This is a genomic window from Thioalkalivibrio sp. XN279, assembly GCF_011089885.1.
Taxonomy (GTDB): Bacteria; Pseudomonadota; Gammaproteobacteria; order Steroidobacterales; family XN24; genus XN24.
Genome location: NZ_JAANBD010000025.1, coordinates 340,243 through 359,948 on the forward strand (window position 1 = coordinate 340,243; position 19,706 = coordinate 359,948).

15 protein-coding genes and 1 other RNA gene are annotated in these 19,706 nt (G+C 63.8%); 5 read left to right on the forward strand and 11 right to left on the reverse strand.

Going from position 1 to position 19,706, the window contains the following annotated elements; all coding sequences use genetic code 11:
- Positions 1 to 59: 59 nt before the first annotated feature.
- Positions 60 to 1,118: a heat-inducible transcriptional repressor HrcA gene (gene hrcA, locus G8346_RS06330; protein ID WP_166049280.1), complete on the reverse strand. Its 1,059-nt coding sequence runs from the start codon at positions 1,116 to 1,118 to the stop codon at positions 60 to 62.
- A 114-nt stretch (positions 1,119 to 1,232) separates the two neighbouring features.
- On the opposite strand from hrcA, the gene G8346_RS06335 reads away from it, so the two are divergent.
- Together G8346_RS06335 and recN are read left to right on the forward strand one after the other, a co-directional pair.
- Positions 1,233 to 2,141 carry an NAD(+) kinase gene (locus G8346_RS06335; RefSeq protein ID WP_166049282.1) on the forward strand — a complete coding sequence of 303 codons (909 nt, stop codon included), beginning with the start codon at positions 1,233 to 1,235 and terminating at the stop codon, positions 2,139 to 2,141.
- A gap of 5 nt (positions 2,142 to 2,146) precedes the next feature.
- On the forward strand, positions 2,147 to 3,832 hold the full coding sequence (recN, locus tag G8346_RS06340; RefSeq protein WP_166049284.1) for a DNA repair protein RecN: 1,686 nt from the start codon (positions 2,147 to 2,149) through the stop codon (positions 3,830 to 3,832).
- 23 nt (positions 3,833 to 3,855) lie between these two features.
- On the opposite strand, the gene fur is transcribed toward recN, so the two are convergent.
- Complete coding sequence (gene fur, locus G8346_RS06345) at positions 3,856 to 4,308, reverse strand: ferric iron uptake transcriptional regulator (RefSeq protein WP_166049286.1); 453 nt, start codon at positions 4,306 to 4,308, stop codon at positions 3,856 to 3,858.
- Between the two features lie 78 nt (positions 4,309 to 4,386).
- On the opposite strand from fur, the gene G8346_RS06350 reads away from it, so the two are divergent.
- Positions 4,387 to 4,761 (forward strand): outer membrane protein assembly factor BamE, encoded by a 375-nt coding sequence (locus tag G8346_RS06350; RefSeq protein WP_166049288.1) that lies wholly within the window; start codon positions 4,387 to 4,389, stop codon positions 4,759 to 4,761.
- A gap of 3 nt (positions 4,762 to 4,764) precedes the next feature.
- Here G8346_RS06350 and G8346_RS06355 read toward each other — a convergent pair whose 3' ends face one another.
- Both G8346_RS06355 and G8346_RS06360 read right to left on the reverse strand, forming a co-directional pair.
- Positions 4,765 to 5,094, reverse strand: a complete 330-nt coding sequence (locus tag G8346_RS06355; protein WP_166049290.1) for an RnfH family protein — start codon at positions 5,092 to 5,094, stop codon at positions 4,765 to 4,767.
- A 6-nt stretch (positions 5,095 to 5,100) separates the two neighbouring features.
- Positions 5,101 to 6,483: a sodium-dependent transporter gene (locus G8346_RS06360; RefSeq protein WP_166049292.1), complete on the reverse strand. Its 1,383-nt coding sequence runs from the start codon at positions 6,481 to 6,483 to the stop codon at positions 5,101 to 5,103.
- Between the two features lie 113 nt (positions 6,484 to 6,596).
- Here G8346_RS06360 and smpB point away from each other — a divergent pair, with 113 nt between their 5' ends.
- Positions 6,597 to 7,085, forward strand: a complete 489-nt coding sequence (gene smpB / locus G8346_RS06365) for an SsrA-binding protein SmpB (protein ID WP_166049294.1) — start codon at positions 6,597 to 6,599, stop codon at positions 7,083 to 7,085.
- Here smpB and G8346_RS06370 read toward each other — a convergent pair.
- From G8346_RS06370 to G8346_RS06380, 3 genes are all read right to left on the reverse strand, one after another.
- Positions 7,082 to 7,738 carry a cupin domain-containing protein gene (locus G8346_RS06370; RefSeq protein WP_166049296.1) on the reverse strand — a complete coding sequence of 219 codons (657 nt, stop codon included), beginning with the start codon at positions 7,736 to 7,738 and terminating at the stop codon, positions 7,082 to 7,084. The two genes, smpB and G8346_RS06370, sit on opposite strands and share 4 nt — an antisense overlap.
- A gap of 107 nt (positions 7,739 to 7,845) precedes the next feature.
- On the reverse strand, positions 7,846 to 9,903 hold the full coding sequence (locus G8346_RS06375) for a tetratricopeptide repeat protein (RefSeq protein ID WP_166049298.1): 2,058 nt from the start codon (positions 9,901 to 9,903) through the stop codon (positions 7,846 to 7,848).
- Positions 9,904 to 9,968: 65 nt separating this feature from the next.
- Entirely contained in the window at positions 9,969 to 10,805 is an 837-nt protein-coding gene (locus G8346_RS06380; RefSeq protein ID WP_166049300.1) for a hypothetical protein, read from the reverse strand.
- A gap of 183 nt (positions 10,806 to 10,988) precedes the next feature.
- Between G8346_RS06380 and ssrA the strand changes: the two genes are divergently transcribed.
- Positions 10,989 to 11,350, forward strand: a transfer-messenger RNA (tmRNA) gene (ssrA, locus tag G8346_RS06385).
- A gap of 446 nt (positions 11,351 to 11,796) precedes the next feature.
- On the opposite strand, the gene G8346_RS06390 is transcribed toward ssrA, so the two are convergent.
- Genes G8346_RS06390 through G8346_RS06405 form a run of 4 tightly spaced genes read right to left on the reverse strand, consistent with a single transcriptional unit; the run spans position 11,797 to position 19,592 of the window.
- Complete coding sequence (locus G8346_RS06390; protein WP_166049302.1) at positions 11,797 to 14,481, reverse strand: TnsA endonuclease N-terminal domain-containing protein; 2,685 nt, start codon at positions 14,479 to 14,481, stop codon at positions 11,797 to 11,799.
- Complete coding sequence (locus tag G8346_RS06395) at positions 14,471 to 16,468, reverse strand: site-specific DNA-methyltransferase (protein ID WP_166049304.1); 1,998 nt, start codon at positions 16,466 to 16,468, stop codon at positions 14,471 to 14,473. Before G8346_RS06395 ends, G8346_RS06390 begins: the two co-directional genes overlap by 11 nt.
- Complete coding sequence (locus G8346_RS06400) at positions 16,468 to 19,383, reverse strand: ATP-dependent DNA helicase (RefSeq protein WP_166049305.1); 2,916 nt, start codon at positions 19,381 to 19,383, stop codon at positions 16,468 to 16,470. The genes G8346_RS06395 and G8346_RS06400 overlap by 1 nt, the downstream gene beginning before the upstream one ends.
- Positions 19,380 to 19,592, reverse strand: coding sequence for a helix-turn-helix domain-containing protein (locus tag G8346_RS06405; RefSeq protein ID WP_166049307.1), 213 nt, complete (start codon positions 19,590 to 19,592; stop codon positions 19,380 to 19,382). The genes G8346_RS06400 and G8346_RS06405 overlap by 4 nt, the downstream gene beginning before the upstream one ends.
- Positions 19,593 to 19,706: the final 114 nt, after the last annotated feature.

Below are 19,706 nucleotides of genomic sequence, written 5' to 3' on the forward strand. Positions count from 1 at the left end.
TTACGCAACGGCGCCCCGCGGGGCGCCGTTTTTTTTGCACGGTGGAGGCTCGACCCAGGCTACTCGCGTGAATTCAGCGCCGAGCCCAGCAGGCGGGCCGTGATGTCCACGATGGGAATGATGCGGTCGTAGGCCATGCGCGTGGGCCCGATCACGCCCAGCACGCCCACCACCTCGCCTTCCACCGAGTACGGGCTGGCGACCACGCTGACGGATTCGAGGATGCGGTAGCCGGACTCCTCGCCGATGAAGATCTGCAGGCTCTCCGCTGCCAGGCACTTGTCCAGCAGGTGCAGGATGTCGCGCTGGCGCGCGAAGGCCTCGAACAGTCCGCGCAACCGCTCGACGTTGGAGAGCTCGGCGAACTGCATGAGATTGGTCTCACCGGCCAGCACGAAGCCCTGGCCCGGCTCGTCCACCGTCTCGAAGGCCTGGCGCGCCAGGCTGATGGCCTGCTGCATCATGCTGTTCATGGTCTCGCGGGTGTCGGCGAGGTCGGCGAGCAGCTTGTCGCGCAGAGAGGACAGCGTCTGGCCGGCGAATTGCTCGTTGAGGTAATTCGCCGCCACGCGCAGCTCGTCGGCGCTGTAATCCCGGTCCATGTGCAGGATGCGGTTCTGCACTTCCTTCTCGTCGATCACCAGGATGGCGAGAATGCGACGATCAGACAGCGGCAGGAACTCGACCTGGCGCAATGCGGCGTGGCTGCGCCGCGGCACCGTAACCACGCCCGCCATGCGCGTCAGCGCCGAGAGCAGGTTCGAAGCGGAGCCGACGATGTCGCCGTCGCCACTGCGGATGGCGTCCATCTCCGCCTGCAGGCGCCGGATCTCGGCATCCGTCATCGGCTGCACCTTGATCAGCGCGTCGACGAACAGGCGGATGCCCTTGGGCGTCGGCACCCGGCCGGCGGACGTGTGCGGCGCGACCACGAGGCCCATTTCTTCCAGGTCGGCCATGACGTTGCGGATGGTGGCCGGCGACAGGTCGAGCCCCGAGTCCTTCGACAGCGTGCGCGAGCCCACGGGCTGGCCTTCACGCAAATAGCGCTCGACCAGCACCTTCAGCAGGTGCCGGGCGCGGTCCGACAGCTCAGGCTCGACGACACGGTTGGACATCCGGATCAAGTAAGCAACGCAAAAATTCCGGCGTCAAGGCGCGGTTTTGCGGCTGGCCCGCCCGGGGCGCTTCGTGCTACAAGAAACGCGCCGCGCCGATGCCACGGAAAACCCATGAGCCGCAGCTTCAAGACCATCGCCCTGACCGGCAAGTACCGTGATCCCAGAGTCGGTGACTCGATGCTGATCCTGGCCCGCCACCTGGCTGCGGCCGGCGTGCGCGTGGTGCTGGATCCCGAAGTGCGCATGGATTTCCAGGAGGCACCGGTAGAGACATTGCCCGAGACGGAGCTCGGCGCGGCCGCCGACCTGGTCATCGCCGTGGGCGGCGACGGCACCATGCTGTATGCCTCGCGTCTCGTGGCTGGGCGCGACGTACCCCTGCTCGGCATCAATCGCGGCCGCCTGGGCTTCCTCGCCGACATCACGCCGGGCGAGATGCTGCGCCGCCTGGACGAGGTACTGGCCGGCGACTACGACGAAGAGCACCGCCTCATGCTGGAGGCCGTGATCGACAACGGCGACGCGCCGCCGCGTCGTGCACTGGCGCTGAACGACGTCGTGCTGCAAAAACGCGACACCGGGCGCATGCTCGACTTCGAGAACTGGATCGACGGGGTTTACGTGAATACGCACGGCGGCGACGGGCTGGTGATCGCCACGCCCACGGGCTCCACCGCCTACGCGCTGTCGGGCGGCGGACCCATCATCCACCCGAACCTGGATGCCATCACCCTGGTGCCGATCTGCCCCCACACCCTCTCGGATCGTCCCATCGTGGTGCGATCCGACGCCCGCATCGAGGTGCGCGTGCTGCAACGCCCGGACACGCGCGCGGAAGTGGCCTGCGACGGCTTGCCCCTGGGAGAACTCGGCTCCGGCCAGCGGCTGAGCGTGGCGGCCGCGAGCGAGCGGGTGGTACTGATCCACCCGCGCGGCTACGACTATTTCCGCCTGCTGCGCTCCAAGCTGCACTGGGGGCGCGGCAGCCAGAGCCGTTTCGACGGTAGCCCGGACGGCTGAGCATCATGCTGACCAGCGTCTCGGTCCGCAATTTCGCCATCATCGACCAGGTCTCGCTGGAGCTGGGACCGGGCCTGACCGTGCTCACCGGGGAGACCGGCGCCGGCAAGTCCATCCTCGTCGACGCCCTGGGTCTCGTTCTCGGGGACCGGGCGGACGCCGGCGCCGTGCGCCATGGCGCGGAGCGCGCCGAGATCACGGCCACATTCGAGCTTGCCGGCCTGCCCGAAGCGGCCGCCTGGCTGGAGGAACACGAACTCGACGCCGACGACGAGTGCGTGCTGCGCCGGGTGATCGGCGCCGAGGGACGCTCGCGCGCCTGGATCAACGGCGCACCCGCCACGTTGCAGACGCTGCGCGAACTCGGCGAAATGCTGGTCGACATCCACGGCCAGCATGAACACCAGTCCCTGGGCCGTGCGGCCGCGCAACGGGAGCTGCTCGACGCGCGCCTGCCGGACAGCCGCCTGGTCACAGCGGTGCGGGACGCGTGGCAGGCCTGGCGCGACGCCAAAGAAGAGCGTGACCGGCTGCGCGGCGCGGCGCGCGATCGCGAACAGCGTCTCGACCTGCTGCGCTACCAGCATCGCGAGCTGGAGGCCTTCGCGCCGGAAGCCGGCGAAGCGGGCGGCCTGGAGACCGAGTATTCCCGGTTGGCCAATGCCGGCCGCCTCGCCGAGGGCGCCGGGGGCGCGCTGGAGCTGGTGTACGAGGGCGAGCATGGATCGGCGCACGGCGCCGTCAGCCGCGCCGCCGAGATGCTCGCGACGCTGCTGCGCCTGGACCCGCGCCTGGCAGCCCCGCAGCGGCTGCTGGCTGAGGCCGAGATCCAGCTGTCCGAGGCCGCCGCGGAACTGCGCAGCTACGTCGGCGACCTTGAAATGGACCCCGCCCGGCTGGATGCCGTGCAGGAGAGGCTGGAGGGGCTCAAGAGCCTCGCCCACAAGCACCAGGTCGAGGCGGATGAGCTGCCGGCACGCCGGGACGCCCTGGAGCGGGAGATCGAGGAACTGGAACAGGCCGAGGTTCGGCTGGGCCGTGCCGATGCGCAGGTGGCCGCGGCCGAGCAAGCCTATCGCCGGGCCGCCGCCGCGCTGGGGGCAGCCCGCAGTGCCGCTGCCGGGAGTTTTTCTGCACAGGTCACTGCACTGATGCAGCAGCTCGGCATGCCCGGCGGCCGCTTCATGGTCGCGGTCGCGCACGACCCGCAAGGGGCCTGCCAGCCGCAGGGCCTGGACGACATCGAGTTCCGCGTCACGGCCAACCCGGGCCAGCCGCCGGCGCCGGTGGCGCGGGTAGCCTCCGGCGGCGAGCTGTCGCGCATCAGCCTGGCGATCCAGGTGGCCGCCAAGACCGCACGGCCCATCCCGGTGATGGTGTTCGACGAGGTCGACTCGGGCGTCGGCGGCGGCGTGGCGGAGATCGTCGGCCGGCGCCTGGCCGAGCTCGGCGCGCGCGCCCAGGTGCTGTGCGTCACTCACCTGCCGCAGGTCGCGAGCCAGGCCCAGCATCACCTCAGGGTGGCCAAGCTGACCGACGGCGAGACCACGCGTACCACGCTCAAGGCGCTCACCGAGGCCGAGAAGGTCGAGGAACTGGCGCGCATGCTCGGCGGGGTCGAGATCACCGGGACGACCCGGGCCCACGCCCGGGAGATGCGCAAGCGCGCGGCGCCCGGCGGCGCGGACTGAGACCCGGCGCCGGCCCGGAGAGATCAGGCCTTGGCCGCTTCCTCGGCCTCGCGGGCGGCGAGGTGGGGGCAGTCTTCCTTGATGCAGGTGCCGTAGATCACCAGCGAATGGTCGGCGACGGTGAAGCCGTGCGCTGCCGCCGCGGCCTCCTGGCGGGCCTCGATCGTCTCGTCGACGAACTCTTCCACGTGGCCGCACTGCTGGCAGATGATGTGGTCGTGGTGAGCGCCGTCATCCAGCTCGAAGACCGCGCTGCCGCCTTCGAAGTTGTGCCGGCGCACCAGGCCGGCGGCTTCGAACTGGGTCAGGACGCGATACACGGTGGCGAGCCCGATGTCGGCCTCGGAATCCAGCAGGAACTTGTACACGTCCTCGGCGCTCATGTGACGCTCCGGGTGCGCCTCCAGGATCTCCAGGATCTTGAGCCGAGGCAACGTGACCTTGAGACCGACCTTCCTGAGTTCCTTGGATTCCATGCGCTGCTCCAGAAGAATTCGCACTTGAGATTGGTTATTATTGCCTACTAATACCCGCCGTCCAAATCGTGGCTTTCCATGACACAGCTCCCCCGTCTCTTCCTGCTGCTCGCCATCGCCCTGCTCGGCGGCTGCAGCGCCCTGCAGGGCTTTTCCTTGAAGCCCTATCGCATGAACATCCAGCAGGGCAACTACTTGGAGGCGGAGGCGGTCGACCAGCTCGAGGTCGGGATGACCGAGAGCCAGGTGCGCTTTCTCATCGGCACCCCGATGATTGCCGACCCCTTCAATGCCGACCGCTGGGATTACGTCTTCTTCTTCAAGGTCGGGCGGACCCGTAACGAGGTCGTCAGCAGGCTCACGGTCTGGTTCGAGGACGGCCGCGTGGTACGCATCGACCGGCCGGAATCGCTTGAGGACGCCGAAGAGGCCCGGCCCGAATTCGACGCCTGAGGCTCAGTCCTCGTCCGCCCCGTCGCGCCCGCCCTTCCCCATGCTCTTGCCGGCAGCCGCCAGCTCACGGCGCGCGGCGCGCGGATCCGCCAGCAGGGGGCGGTAGATTTCGACCCGGTCCCCCGCGTTGAGCACGCGATCAGGCTTGCACAGCTTGCCGAACACGCCCATCCGGTTCTTGCCCAGCTGGATGTCGGGAAACTGCTCCTCGATGCCCGAGAGCCGGGCCGCCTCGATGGCCGTGGTGCCGGCGGGGACCTCCACGGTGAGGATCAACTGGCGCTCCGGGCGCGCGTAGGCGACCTCGACCTCGATGGTCTCCTGCGGTTCCATGCGCGCTCAGGAAGTCGTGATGCCGAAGAAGTGGAGCAGGCCCGTGGCATGCAGGAACACCAGCAGGACGGCTGCCGGCGCGACCCAGCGCGCCAGGAAACGCCACAAGCGGTAGGCAGTCCCCGTGCCCAGGTCCAGCTCCTCCGCGGTCGAGTTCTTGCACATCACCCAGCCGGCAAACACCGTGATGAACAAGCCGCCGAGCGGCAGCATGATGTTGCTGGAGAGATGGTCCAGGTTCTCGAACAAAGTGCGGCCGAACAGCTTGATGTGCTCGAACTCGTTGAAGCTGAGGATGGTGAGGAAGCCCAGCGCCCAGATGATGACGCCGATCACGGTCGCCGCGGCTGCGCGACTGCGGCCGTGGGTCTCGACGCTCCAGGCCACGGCCGGCTCGATGAGACCGATGGACGAGGTCCATGCGGCGAAGGTCAAAAGGACGAAGAACAAGGTCCCGAACAGGTGCCCGCCGACCATGTTGCCGAATGCCAGCGGCAGGGTCTGGAAGATCAGCCCCGGGCCGGCGGCCGGATCCATGGCATGGGCGAAGACGATGGGGAAGATGGCCAGGCCGGCCAGCAGGGCCATGGCCGTGTCCGCGATCACCACCGAGATCGAGGTGTTGGTGATGGAGGTGCCCTCGGGCAGGTAGGCGCCGTAGGCCATGATCGCGCCCATGCCGATGCTGAGGCTGAAAAAGGCCTGGCCCAGCGCGGCCAGCATCGCCTCGCCGGTCAGCTTGGAGAAATCAGGCTCCAGCAGGAAGGCCGCGCCGGCACGGAAGTCGCCGTTGATGATGGCGTAGCCGAGCAGCGCCACCATCAGCACCGCCAACGACGGCATCAGGAAGCGCACCGCGCGCTCCAGCCCGCGCTCGACGCCGCGTGCCACCACCCACACGGTGATGATCATGAACAGGGTGTGCCAGAACGCCAGCACTTTCCAGTTGCCCAGCATGCCGCCGAACAGCCCGTTCACCAGGTCCGCGTCCGCGCCCTCGAAGCGGTTCAACGCCGCATGGGCGATGTACGACAGCGACCAGCCGGCGATGACGCTGTAGAAAGAGAGGATAATGATGCCGGCGATCACGCCCATGATGCCGACCAGCGCCCAGCTCGGGCGGCTGCCCTCCTCCTCGCCGACGATGCGCATCGTGGCCACGGGGTTGCGCCGGCCGCGACGACCGATGAGGATTTCGGCCATCATGATGGGCAGGCCGATGAGCGCCACGCACAGGAGATAGAAGAGGACGAAAGCGCCGCCGCCGTTCGCGCCGGCCACGTAGGGGAACTTCCAGATGTTCCCGAGCCCCACGGCGGAACCGCTGACGGCAAGGATGAACGCCATCCGGGACGACCAGAGGCCGTGGAGCGAGGTACGCTTGGCCATGGCGCGAAATCACCCTGCGCTTTCAAAGGCGGGCGATTTTGGATTAAATCCACGCCCCCGGCAACCGCGCCGTAACCGACACTGCCGCCGCCGAGGATACGACCAGACACACCATGAGCAGCAAGAACAAGAAAAGCGCGTCCGGCGACGGGACTTCGACCATCGCCCTGAACAAGAAGGCGCGCCACGACTATTTCATCGAGGAAAGCCAGGAAGCCGGGCTGGTCCTCGAAGGCTGGGAGGTGAAGAGCCTCCGCGCCGGCCGGGCACAGATCGCCGAGGCCTACGTGGTGGTGCGCGGCGGCGAGATCTGGCTGGTGGGGGCCAACATCACGCCGCTGACCTCAGCCTCCACCCATGTCCACCCCGACGCCGGCCGCAGCCGCAAGCTGCTGCTGCAACGGCGCGAGATCGACCGCCTCGTCGGCGCCGTGGAGCGTGCCGGGTACACCATGGTGCCGCTCAAGCTCTACTGGAAGCGGGGCCGGGCCAAGCTGGAGATCGGCCTGGCCAAGGGCAAGAAACAGCACGACAAGCGCCATGCCGAGCGCGACCGCGACTGGGAACGCCAGAAATCCAGGATCCTCAAGCACGCCGGCTAGGCCGGCAGGTGCCCCACCTTCACATAGATCGTGCAGCCTTCGCGGGTAAAGGGGCGATGCTGGCTCATGGACGGCGAGCGGAGCCAGCTGCCGGCAGGATATGAGCCGTGCTCGTCCTCGAAAGTGCCTTCCAGCACCAGGATCTCCTCGCCGCCGAAATGGGTGTGCGGCTTGAACACCGTGCCGGGCGCCCAGCGCACCAGCGCCACGTGCTCGGTCCCGAACTCGTGCAGCGGCATGACCGAAAGCCCGTCTACAAGGCCCGGCAGCCACGGCTCCGACCGGGTATCGATGACCTTCTGCACCAGGTCGGCAGGGTCGAACTGCATGAGCTTCACGAACAGCGTGCAGCCCTCCTCGCTCCACGGCGCGTGCGAGGAACCGGGCGGATTTCGCACGTAGGTGCCGGCCGGGTACACGCCCCGCTCATCGGCGAACGTGCCCTCCAGCACGAGGAACTCCTCGCCCCCGCCGTGGGTGTGAGCCGAGAACCGGGAACCCGGTGCATAACGCACGATGCTGGTGGCGCGGGCCACCTCGTCGCCCACACGGTCGAGCATGAGCCGTTCCACGCCCGGCAGCGGCGACGGCACGAACGCTTCGTCACCGGGGCGAACGACGGCGCGGTCGCCAAAGTCAGATCGAATATCCATTCCTAAATAATATCTCTATGAAATAGTAAGTTCTGCCGTTTTCTTCATGCTCACTATCCGATCTCGCCGACGTCCTGACCAGGCCGCACCTGCGTCGATACCAGCTGTCACCGGTAAAGATCCGCCTTGTCCGGCTTGCCCCAGGCCTCGTAGAGCGCCACCAGGGCCCCGGCGGTTGCAGCGACCCGCACGCTGCCTTCGCCGTCGGCCAGGACCGCCGATTCATGGACCGCCAGCAGCAGCGGCTCGGCCTCACCATAGCGCTGCCGGGTGACCAGCAGCCCGCCCAACGCCTGGCGATAGGCGGCAAGCCCCGGGCTTTCCTCAGCAAAGGCCCGCTCGGCGATGGCGAGCGCGGTCCGCAACTCCGCTTCGGCCTGGTCGAGCTTGCCCCCGAGCTGCAGCACGTAGCTGAGGCTCCGGTGACCCGAGGCCACGTCCGAGTGGTCCGGGCCGTAGGCTCGCCCCATCCTCGCGACCGCGTCCCGGAGCGCCGCCTCGGCGCCCTCGAGATCCCCGGCCCTGCTCAGCACCATCCCGCGGTTGTGCAACGTGCGCGCGACCTCGGGGTTGTCGTCGCCGAGTCCCTCGCGGCGGATCGTGATCACCTCCGCGAGGAGCTCCAGGGTGCGATCGATGTTGCCGAGACGATAGTGGACGTTACCGAGGTTCTCGAGGGCCCTCGCGAGCTCCGGGTGCTGCGCCCCGCCGAGCCGGCGATCGAGCTCGACGGCCTCCTCGAGAATCGGTTGCGCCTCTTCGAGCCGACCCTGGAGCATGACGAAGATGCCGAGATTGTTCAGCGCCGAGGCGGTCTCCATGGTGTCCGCGTCGCTCACCGCCCGCCGGATCGCGATCTCCCGGCGGCTCAAATCCTCGGCAAGGGCGTAGTCCTGGTGGGCGATCTGCGCCAGGACCGCCTTGGTCTGGTAGCACGCGGCGACCTGGAGCGACCGCTCGCCATGTAACGCGAGGCTCATCGCGAGGGCTTCCTCCGTCACCCGCTCGGCCTCCTCGTACTGCCCGGCGTCGGTCAGCAGCCGGCCGAGGAAATCCAGGGTCGTCCCGACCTCCGGACTCGGATCACCGAACACCCTGCGGCGAAGCTCGAGCAGCTCGTGCGCCTGAGCGATGGCCTCGTCGAAGCGCGAGTCCCGCCAGCCGAGCTGAGCGAGGGCCGCCAGCGTCTCGATGGTCTCCGGGTCCTCCCGGCCGAGAAGCCGGGTGCGCATATCCGCGGCCGCCTCGAGCAACGGCCTCGCGCGGTCGTAGCGCCCGAGGTTGTTGTAGGCATTGCCGATGGTGTGCCGCACCTCCGCCTCGACCCCGGGTTGCCCGACGAACGACAAGGCGATCTTGTCGGTTGCCTGGTCGAGCGCCTCGACCACGGAGACGTCGTAGCCCGCCCCCCACGGGTTGGCGGCACTCAGTGTGTCCCGCATGAACTGGTTGACGGCCCGCACCTTGGCCGCCTCGGCCTGGGCCTCCGCCCGCTGGCGCTCGGCCTCGCGCTGCCCCTGGATCGCGGCGACCGTGAGCACCGCCATCACGGCCACCAGCGCCAGCGACGCGCTGGCGACACCCAGCAGCCAGCGCTGTCGCCGGGCCGTCTCGCGCTGGACGAGTGCATCGAGGGGCAGCCCGGTGAGGCCGGCGACCAGCTTCAGCTTGGCCATCCGTTTCCCGTCGGCACCGGGCCGCAGGTCGGCGGCCACCGGCTCGGTGGGGTTGCCGGTCAGCTGCCCTTCAGCATCCAGCCTGAAGCGGAGCGCCGGGGGAAAAACCCCGCAGGTGTCGCGTTCGCCGGGGTCGCCTGTCGCGATCAGCGCGAGCACTCGGGCTTCGCCGTGCATGGTCTTGAACAGGCGGACTTCCTCGTTCACCCAGCGGGAGCCCGCGGCATCGGGTGAAGCGATCACGATAAGGAACATTGAATCCGCCAGCGCCTGGCGCAGCGTGTCCGACAGGTCAGCCCCCGCCGAGATCTCGTCACGGTCGCGAAAGATCGGCGTCAGCCGGGCGGGGACCGCGCCGATGCCGGTCTGCTCACCGACCAGCCGGGACGGCAGCCGAAAGCGCTCCAGGGCGCGATGGAGCCACTGGGCCACCGCCTTGTCCGCGTGGCTGTAGCTGATGAACGCCCGATAGCGCCACTTGTGAGCCATGCGCCCTCCTTCGCGCTCAAGGATCGAACGGCAGCCCCCGGCTGCCGGTGCGAAAGAACAATTGCCTAAAAAATAGATACTTCAGTGGGTTTCTTAACGCCAGGCATCAGGTCCTGACCGCCCTTTCCGACGCCCGGTCCACGCCCTTCCCCCGGTGCGGAGGCGCGCAGGCCCAGCCACAATGCCAGCGCGCCCAGCCCGAGCCCGAGCGCCGCCACCACGGCGGTCGGCAGCTCCCCGATGCTGCGGAAGGCCGCCTGCCAAGGCGCCCACCCCGCGAGCCACTGGAAGGCGATGCTGGAAGTGACGAGGAACAGCGCCGCCATCAGGAAGGGCCGGCCATGTTTCGGCGCCTTCCAGTAAAGGCCAAGGGCGATGGCGAGCCCGATCGCGTTGCCAAGGTGAACGCCGATGACGAACAGGTGCATGTCTTCCGGACCGCGGACCTGCAACCCGGGGACGTAAAAATTGAACAGCCTGGAGGCGATCGGCGTGGACAGCAGCAGGACTGTTGCCAGCAGGTAGCGGGCGTGGAGCTGGACTCGGCGGCGGTGGCGCAGCGCGCCGTAGTAGAAGCCGGCGAAAAACAGCACCGCCAGCAGGTCGAGCAAGCCGAGGCCTGCGCCGAAGACCTGGTAGAACGGGTGGCCCGCAAAGGTCTGTTGCGCCATCGACTTCAACACCAGGAAGCCGCTGCCCAGAAACAGGGGCGCGAGAACGAAACTGCTCCGCCCGGCCGCCCGGTGGAGGGAGCGCCTGCCATGGTGAATCGCCCAGCTTTGGGCCATCAGCATCAGTAGCCACAGAGAGGCCGTGATGCCGTGGGCATGAAGTGTCCACGGCACCTCGCCGAGGCGGGAAAAATAGCCGGGCCAGAAGGCCAGCCCGACCAGCGGAATCAAGGCCAGCAGGTACCAGTGAGCGTGTGGATACGGCATCGCTCTCTCCCCTCCACGTGGTTCCGGTTATTGTTTTTCTGCTGCGCGAGGCTTGAATATAGGCGCCCTCCTGCCACCCCGCCAGCCGGCCCCGATTGCTGGCGCGGCGGGAACCTTCAGCGTAGACTGCCGGTCTTACAGATCACTGGGGGCGACATGGCTTCGACGTGTGTCGCAAAACCCGGGGTGCATGCCGAGGTGCAGGGACCTCGTAAAACACTTTGCAAACTTTAGTTGCCAACGACGACAACTACGCACTCGCCGCCTAAAACCCGGTAGGGTGCCGTCTGACTGGACGCGTGCTTGTGAGCACCAGATTTCAGGCGTCATAACTCACAAGATCGCCGTGAAGCCCGCCCGGGGCGGAGCGGTTAAATTTCTCGAGGGATCGCCGTCTGTTTTCCCTGTCCGTCGGGTAGCAGCCGGTTAAAACAATAGACGCGAATAAGCATGTAGACCTCCGGGCGGAGGGCTCGCGGACGCGGGTTCGATTCCCGCCGCCTCCACCACTTACCAACCTAAGCCGCTGATTTTATTGGCGGCTTATTTTTTGGATTAGGCTCCAGAAGGCTGGATTCGGCTCGGTTTTGTCAGCATTTTGTCAGCCTCAGCAGAGGAGTAAGTTGCTGATATTTTGGCCGGCATGGAACCTCGGGGTTGGATTTTAGTCAGCCTCATCCACTTGAAGTCCAGCGCAAAACCGGCACTCGGCTTTCGCCGCCCACCAGTTCCGCGCCCGCCAAGTGCCTGGCTTCGTGATCTGCGGAATGTAACAGACGTCTGGTTCGTAGCTTGACGGCCACTCGCCTCTACTCTTTATGTATCCACGACATACGGCGATCTGGTGTCCCATAGATCGGATCGTTCCATCCCACCTCGTTAACTCGTTGATTCTTAGAGGCTCCGGATCCGGGATTGGGACGCTCGGCTCGGAGCTGCTCTCCCACCACCCGACCTACAGCAAAATCCGATAGTCACGGTTGTCCGCGTCGCTCGACTTGATAATCCGGTACTCCATTCCGCTGGCCACGGCGATCTGGTGGGCAAAGTCCTTCTTGGCCTGGACCACCGCTGCATCGATTTGGTTGTCGGCTTTGACCTCGACGATGACGTACTTCTCTGTACCATCAACCTCTTGGCGCAAGAAAACAAAATCAGGGTAGTAGCTGCGCACCGTCCGCGAGTCGGGATCGATGTACTGGATGAAGAAGTCGGACTGGCCATGGGTTAGCATCCCAGTGAAATAAATTTTCTTCACGCGCTGCTCACGGAGGAGATCCCAGAACAGCTGGTTCTCCGACCCGGAATCGAAGCAGTATGTATCTAAGTGGAAGCTCTTTGCGCGCTCCTCGTCCTTGATCACGCGGTCACCTCGGCGGACAATCTTGTCTCGGGCAGCGGTGACCTCGTAGTAGCCGTTAGACGGCACCTTAATCAATTCGACCTCATGCTCTTCGGTCTGCTGCGTCTCGTCCAGATCATAAAGCTGTCGGAACAGGCGAGGGATTATCTCGTCGTACAGCAACTCGTTGAACTCATTAGTCATCGCTACTAGTTCGTCCGTTCCTTCCTTGGTCGAGTCGAGCAGCTTCTCAAGCTCCAATGGGCTCCGATTCAGGTAGCGAGACACCTCCGCGACGAGGGTCATCCTGGAAAAGGTCCGCTTTTCACGAACAGCAGTCAGATCGAATGTTTGGCTAGCCGACGCGCGGGGGGCATCGGCGGCGACGAAGCCCTCCCACTGGGTTTCGATGAGCCGGTACTTCTCCACCAGTGCATTCCACACGTCACTGTCGGACCGGTCGAGCCCAAGTGCCTGACCTGGTTTAAGCTTCTTTTCGCGCATGACGTACTGCTTCCGGACGCGCACCAGCTTGATCTTGACTGACGGCTCGACCACGCGCACTTCGACGCGCTCCTTATCCTTGCCGGTCTTCTGTAACTCGTCCGCGCTTATACGGAAGTTCTGCTCCAGCTCGTCGTTGAGCGTGTTGAGGTTGGCTTCCGAGAGGAAGATGTGGCCGGTGTGCTGGGCCTGGCCAATGGCGCGCAGGCAACGCATCGTGGCCTGCAGGACAAACACCTTGGACTTCGGCTCGCGAAACAGGCCCACGCCGAATAGCGAACGGCAGTTCCAACCCTCACGCCCCTTGTTGACCAGCAGGATGAACTGCTTTTCAGAGCCTTCAGTGTCGAGCCGATTGAACTCGCGGATGTCGTCGTTGGTGGTGAGCTTATCGTCGCCAACGTTGACTAGGATGCGCGAGCTCGAGATGCCGTGCTTGAGCAGCGCGCGCTCCACGGCCGGTTTCAGCTCGCTGGTCAGCTCGTCGATGGTGGCGGCGAAGAACGCCATCTTCGGGGAAAGCCCCTCCGGCCGCAGCCCATCTGTTTCGTTTAGGAAACTCTCGATGGCGATGTCGACAAACTCGTCGGTCCGGGTGTTGGCGTAGCCGTGCAACGTCACCTTCTTGAGGTAGGCCTTGTCGATGGCCTCTTTCAGGCCGTAGGCGTAGACCACCTCGGGCAGCACCTCGCGCCCCACGTAGGGCGTGCCGGTGTAGTTGTAGCAGGCCACCACGCGCGTGCCCGCCGCACTCAGGCTGGCGGCGAGGATGTCGATGGTCGTGCGCAGGCTGGTGTCGGTTTCCTTCGCGCCCAAGCCCATGTCCTTGGCCAATGCCTTGCCGAAGGCGTGGTGGGCCTCGTCCACGTAGATGCCGAGCTGTTCAAGCCGGCGCAGCTTCTCAAAGCGCTGGTTGGTGGTCAGCTCGCCTTCTTCTTCCGGCTGGTCAAAATTGTAGAGGTCGGCGGCGTCGGCATAAACGCCGGTGGCCGCGAGGCTTTCGCCAGTCGCGCCGAACAGCTTGTCGACGGGGGATTTTTCCTTGTGCTGGCGCTTGAGGATGATCTTCTGCGTGTTGGAGACGATGATGTTGAAGCGCGAACGATCCAGCGTATCCAGGGAGGTGCCTGCCTCTTCTAAATAGTGGAAACGCAGGTGGGTGGTCAGGAAGTTGACGTACTCCGGCGGCACCACACGCGTCAGGTCGAACGACTCTATTTCCTTGAGCGAATGCAGCACCGTCTTGTCCGGTGCGAAGACCAGCGCGTTGTGGCAGTAGCGCGCATCCTTGCCAAACTTGTTGCCCAGCAGGAACTCATAGAAAATGCAGGTCGCCATGAGGATGGTTTTGCCAGTACCCATCGTCAGCGCGAAGATGTAGTTAGGGTAGACGCGCGAGTTTTTGCGCATCGCCGCGAATACGGCCTTGTATTGATCCTGGGTGATCTTGTCGAACAGGCCCACTTGCCCTGCACTGCCCGACACCACGCCGCCTTCCGCGCGATCTGCAAAGCGGCCTTGTTTTGCAAACCACTGCTCGAAGATCTCCTCGACCCTGGCGTTGCCGAGGAACTCCTTAAGAAAGACATAAATTTCCAGCGCCTCGAACTGCGGCTGGCGCAGGAAGGCCTTGGGGTTACGCTCCGGATTGTTGAAATCAAGGAACTTGCGCGTCAGCTCCTTGTAGTGCGTGCGGATCGTGCCCCGGTTGGCTTGGTAGAACTGCCAGAGGAACTGGAAGAAGGCGAAGTCGAGCGACGCGCTGACCGCCTTGGGCTTGCGCTTAGTCGTCATGGCTCACGCTCCCTTCCCACGACTCGGACAGCAGGTCGGTGATCTTCACGCGGATGGTGCCCGCATCCTGCGGCACCGTGTACGCGCCCTTGACCAGAGCGTTCTTGCCAGGGATGTCCACCACCGCCGGCTGCAGCACTGCGCCGTCGTAGTTCCAATCGATCAGCACCGCCTCGACCAGCTCTTTCCAGTCCTCGACCGATTCCTTCTGTAGCGAGAGTTTCTGCAGCAGGTTCATGGGGTAGAACTTCTCGATGCGCAGTTCGCCCTTCTTGATGGCCACCATGGCCTCCGAGTCGCGCTTGAACTCCAGATCGGCTTTGTCGCGCAGGATGTCCACCACCTCTACGTCGATCTTGAATGGCTTCGCAGCCAGTTCCAGTTGCGCGGCCAAGTCAGGTTCGTGGCCCATGCACACGAGGGTGATTTTCTCGACCGAGCGGTTTGGATTCTCGTTGTGGCGGTGCTGCCACGCCTTTTGGTCGAAGTTGTGGATCAGTTCGTTCAAATCGGCGCGTGTCGCGATGCGGTTTACGGGCATGATCTTAACCATGCGCCCGTCCTTCTCGCCGTCGAACACGGTGCTGAACTCTAGTTTCTGCACCTCCAATGCCTCGATCAGCAGTTCCTTGGCCTGAACAGGATTGTGAAAGATGTCGTAGTGGTTGACGTTGTATAGCTCGAAGCCGGTAAATTGTTTGGTCGCGCCACCAAGGGCTTTCTGGCGCAGGCCATCGGCAACGCCGATCAGGCGCTTGGTGGTCGTCTGGATTGCACCAAGGTTGATATCAGCGCCGATGAAACGGCGACCGAGCTTCATGGCTACGGCTTGAGTTGTCCCGGAGCCCATAAAGCAATCGAGAACCGTTGCGCCAACTGCCGAAGACGACTTGATGATCCGCGCCAACAGCTCCTCAGGCTTCTGAGTCGGGTAATCCTCGGACTCTGTAGAGTTGCTGGAAAGAGCTACAAAGTCTGTCCAGATCGATTGCAACTCCACACCGGGCATGTCATCCGAATACTGGATGGCGTTCGGGCGGCCCTGCCCATCCTTCGCCCACCGAATGCGGCCCTTCGCCTCAAGTTCGTCGAGCGCTTTCAGCGGGCTCTTTTTGGCATCATCGGACAAAAGGTGTTCGAGAAAACTCGGCACTGCCCAGTGCCTTCCTTTTCCAATCGAACCGGGGTTCAGTCCTTTCCAAGTCGCTCCAGACTCACCGCTACGCAAACCTGGTGCTGTGATTGGACTCTCGCGGTAAAGTCGTCCCGAGTCATCGGGCTTGAAGTTTGACTCCAGGTACTCCTTGCTGTATGGCGTGTACTGCTGATCCCAAGAGAACGTGGGCGTCTTTGTGTAGAAGAAGATGGTGTCATGAATGTGGTTGTAAGCGCCACTTCCCGATCGTGCAGTAGTCCGCCTCCACACAATTTCGTTCTGAAAGTTTGACGCACCGAATACCTCATCTAACGCGATTTTGAGGTAGTGCGCTCTTCGATAGTCGCAGTGGACGTAGATTGATCCCGTTCCCGAAAGCAGTTCACGCAACAGGATAAACCGCTCATACATGAACTGCAGATACTCGTCGTTAGTCCAGATGTCTCCGTACTGCTTGTCCTCAAATGAGACGTAGTCAGATGCGGTACTTTTTCCTCGTACCTTGATGGTTCTGCGGTAGTCAGCGCCGGAGTCAAACGGCGGGTCGATATAGACGAGATCAACTTGTCCCCGAAACTCCTTCAGCAGGTGACTCATCACCTGCAGATTGTCGCCCCAGAAAATCTTGTTGCGCCAGCCATCCGCCTCCTCGCCGTGGACTTCCTTCAACTGCGCCGGGTAGTACTGCGTCGAGGTGAACGGACGCTTGCCGCGCCAGTTGAGCATCGGGTAGCCCTTGATAGGTTCAAACTCGTACTTCTCGACGTTGGTGGTGCCACCGTCGGACGTGGACAGTTGCAGGGTTTCCTGCGCGGATGTGTTCTTGCTCATCAGTCGTTTTTCCTGAACTTCCAATTCTTGTTGTCGCAGTAGGCACGCATGTCGCAGCTCTGGCACAGCTTGGCCGGGCGTGCTTTGATCTGGTAGTCATGCCGCTCGATACGCGTGACGATATCGTCGAAGCGCGCGATGGTCTTGCCAATGGCGCGGTCGTCCTTGCTGAAGGAGACGTAGGGGTTGCCGCCGTCCTCGCCAGTGTAGTAAAGATGCATCCGGCTGACCTTTTGGCCGGTGCGCTCTTCCACCAAATGAGCGTACACTTCCAGCTGGCTCTGGTACTGACGCAGGCGATCCCGATCCTTCTCCATATCGGGCTTCTTCTCCGACTTAAAGTCGATGATCTCGACCGTGTCATGCTCGCCACGAATCAGGTCGACGCTGCCCTTGAGGATATACTGGTCCTTGATCAGCGAAATCTCGACCTCGGCTTCCTTGATGCGACCCCAGTTGCCGTTCTCGCGCTCGTAGTAGCGCAACACGTGCAGCAGCGCCGCCTGCTGCGAGGATGGCGCAAGGTAGACGCGCTCCTTCTTGGAGATCATCGCGTAGTTTGCCGAGAACCAGCCTTTGATGGCGTCGAAATTGATGGTGCCTTCCTCGCCGCGCAGCACGGTCTTGTGGATGTCCTCGATGGTCTGGTGCACCAGCGTGCCGAAGAGCATCGGGCTCTCACGGATGGGCGCGAACTCCAGATCCTTGAAGAAGCGATACTGCTCGGCGCAGTTCTCGAACACGTTGATGTGCGAAGTGAAAGAGTACTCGCGCTTGAGGTTGATCTGCTTGACGGCCTCGAAGGTCAGGGCTGAAAGATCGATGTCACGCCAACTGGGGAGCTCGTAAAACAGGCGCTCGAAATACTTCGACGGCGACTTGCCCCGGCCTTGCTTTTCCTGCGCCGCCAGCACGAGCAGGTTCTGCGCACGCGAAAAGGCCGTGTAGAACAACCGCCAGAAGTCGAAATTCTTGATGTGGTCGAGCGGCTCGAAGCGTCCCTTGGACAGGTGGCCACCATCCTCCAGGAGGACATCCAGCGTGCTGTACTGTTTGCGCGGCACCGCCTCCAGCGAGCCGCACACGACCACCGGGAACTCCAGCCCCTTGGACTGGTGAATGGTCAGGAACGAGACGCAACCCTTGGGCGCGTATTCGGCTTCGTCCTCGTACTCGCCGATGCCGCCGTCCCGCAGGAAGCGCAGGAACTGGTTGAACAGATCACGCAGATTTTTTTCCAGCCACTCGGGGTTGAGCACGCTGACAAAGTGCAGGTACTCGAACTTGGTGAGCAATTTGGAGAAGGTCCCAAGGTTGCGCGCGGCGCGCCCTTTGTCCACGCCTTGCACAGCCTCCTCAGTGAGGAAGTGCGAGAACAGCGGGAACTGCAGCAGTTGGTAGAACAGTCCGGAGAAGGAGTAGTCGGTGTTCTGCGTGAGCACGGCGTGGCGCTTGGCCAGCGGACGTGCCCAGTCCAACAGCGGTTTGTTTTCCGGTTTGCGCAGCTCGTCGATGAAGGGCTTGAAGCACTGGTGGTCGTAAAAACCCCAAATGGGCAGCGTGACGCCTTCGGCCCATGCCCGCACCTTGGGGAACTGCGGGAACAGAAAGATCAGCGCGCCGATCATCAGGCGGATCTCCTCGCGCTCGAAAAACATGTTCGAGCGGGGGGAGAACACGGGCACGCCCTCGGCTTCAAGGAAACGTGCGAGCGCCACCACCTTGTCGTTCTTCACCGAGCGGAACAGGAAGGCCGCCTGATTCCAGTCCGAGAGCTTGCCGGATGCCTTCAGGCCGTTGAGGAAGGCCAGCACCTCGGCGTGCCAGTTGGTGCTGTCCCCGTTGTCGTTGCTGGCGGCCAGCCGCACCGCCGTGGGCATGTCGAGAAAGTCGTCCTCGCGCGGGACGATCTGCTTAGCGAAGCGGAAGACGCGTGTGCCGTCGTCCCAGGTCTGTTCCCGCATCCACTCGTTGTAGAAGCGGATGATGTCCGGGTGTGAGCGGTAGTTGACGGTCAGTTTGACCTGCTTGCATTGGCCGTCGTCGAACAGCGCGGGGAACTCCAGAATGTTGCGGATAGTGGCCCCGCGAAAGCGGTACAAGCCCTGGTCATCGTCTCCCACCACGCACAGATTGCGGCGTTCTCCGGCGAGCAGTAGGAGGATGCGTTCCTGGATGGTGTTGGTGTCCTGGTACTCGTCCACCATCAGGTAGTTGAGCTTGTCGCGCAGCTGCGCCAGCACCTCGGGTCGCTTCTCCAGTAGTTGCAGCGCCTCGTACTGGATGCCGGAGAAGTCCAGAGAGTTGTGCTCGTGCAGCAATTCCTGGTATTTGGCAAAGCAGGCGGCCAAGGCACGAATTTCCGGCTCTGGAGCCGCCGCCAACGTGGCGACGTCAAGCGCCTCCTCGCTGACCTTGTTGACCCACTTGAGCAGGTTCTCCGACTGTGCCCATCGGCCCGTCTTGTCATCGCACATGACGAGCTGGGCGTCGGGCAGATCGCGGAAGTCCTTGATGTGCTGGTAGATGAAGTACTGCTGGTCGAACTGATCGAACAGCGTGAAGCTGCGCTTGAGACGGGTGAACTCGCGGAAGTCCTGCAGCAGCCGCAGGCAGATCGAGTGGAACGTGCCAAGGTACATCTCGTTCAGGTTGAACTTGATGCCCAGATCGCTTAGCCGATTGGAGATGCGGGTCGTCAGCTCACGCGCGGCCTTGTCGGTGAAGGTGACGACGAAGAGCGACTCTGGCGCGACAACCTTGTGCGTGATCAGGTAGACGACCCGCTCGACGAGCATGAAGGTCTTGCCGGAGCCGGGCCCCGCAATGATGAGCACCGGGCCATCGGTAGCGAGGATGGCCTCAAGCTGTTGTGGGTTAGCCTTTGACTGGAGGGCGGCGGCGCTGCTGGTCATTCCGCCCGCTCGTCGTCATCCACCATCGCCCTGCCGATGCGGCTGGCGATCCACTTGTCCAGGTCGCCGCGTCGGAAGCGCCAGGTGCCGCCCAGCTTGAATGCGGGAATCTTTCCGCTCGATGCGAGGCGGTAGACCGTGCGCTTGCCTGCCTTCAGGTAGGCGGCAACCTCGTCAATCGTGAGGATCTCATCCGGCTGGTCGCTCATCGGCTTTCCCATGTCATGTGTGCTGCGCTTGGTTCCTGCTATATGCTGTCATGATATTCCAAACTTATGCAGACTTGAGCAAACTTGGCATCAAGATTGGTGCCTGACCCAGAG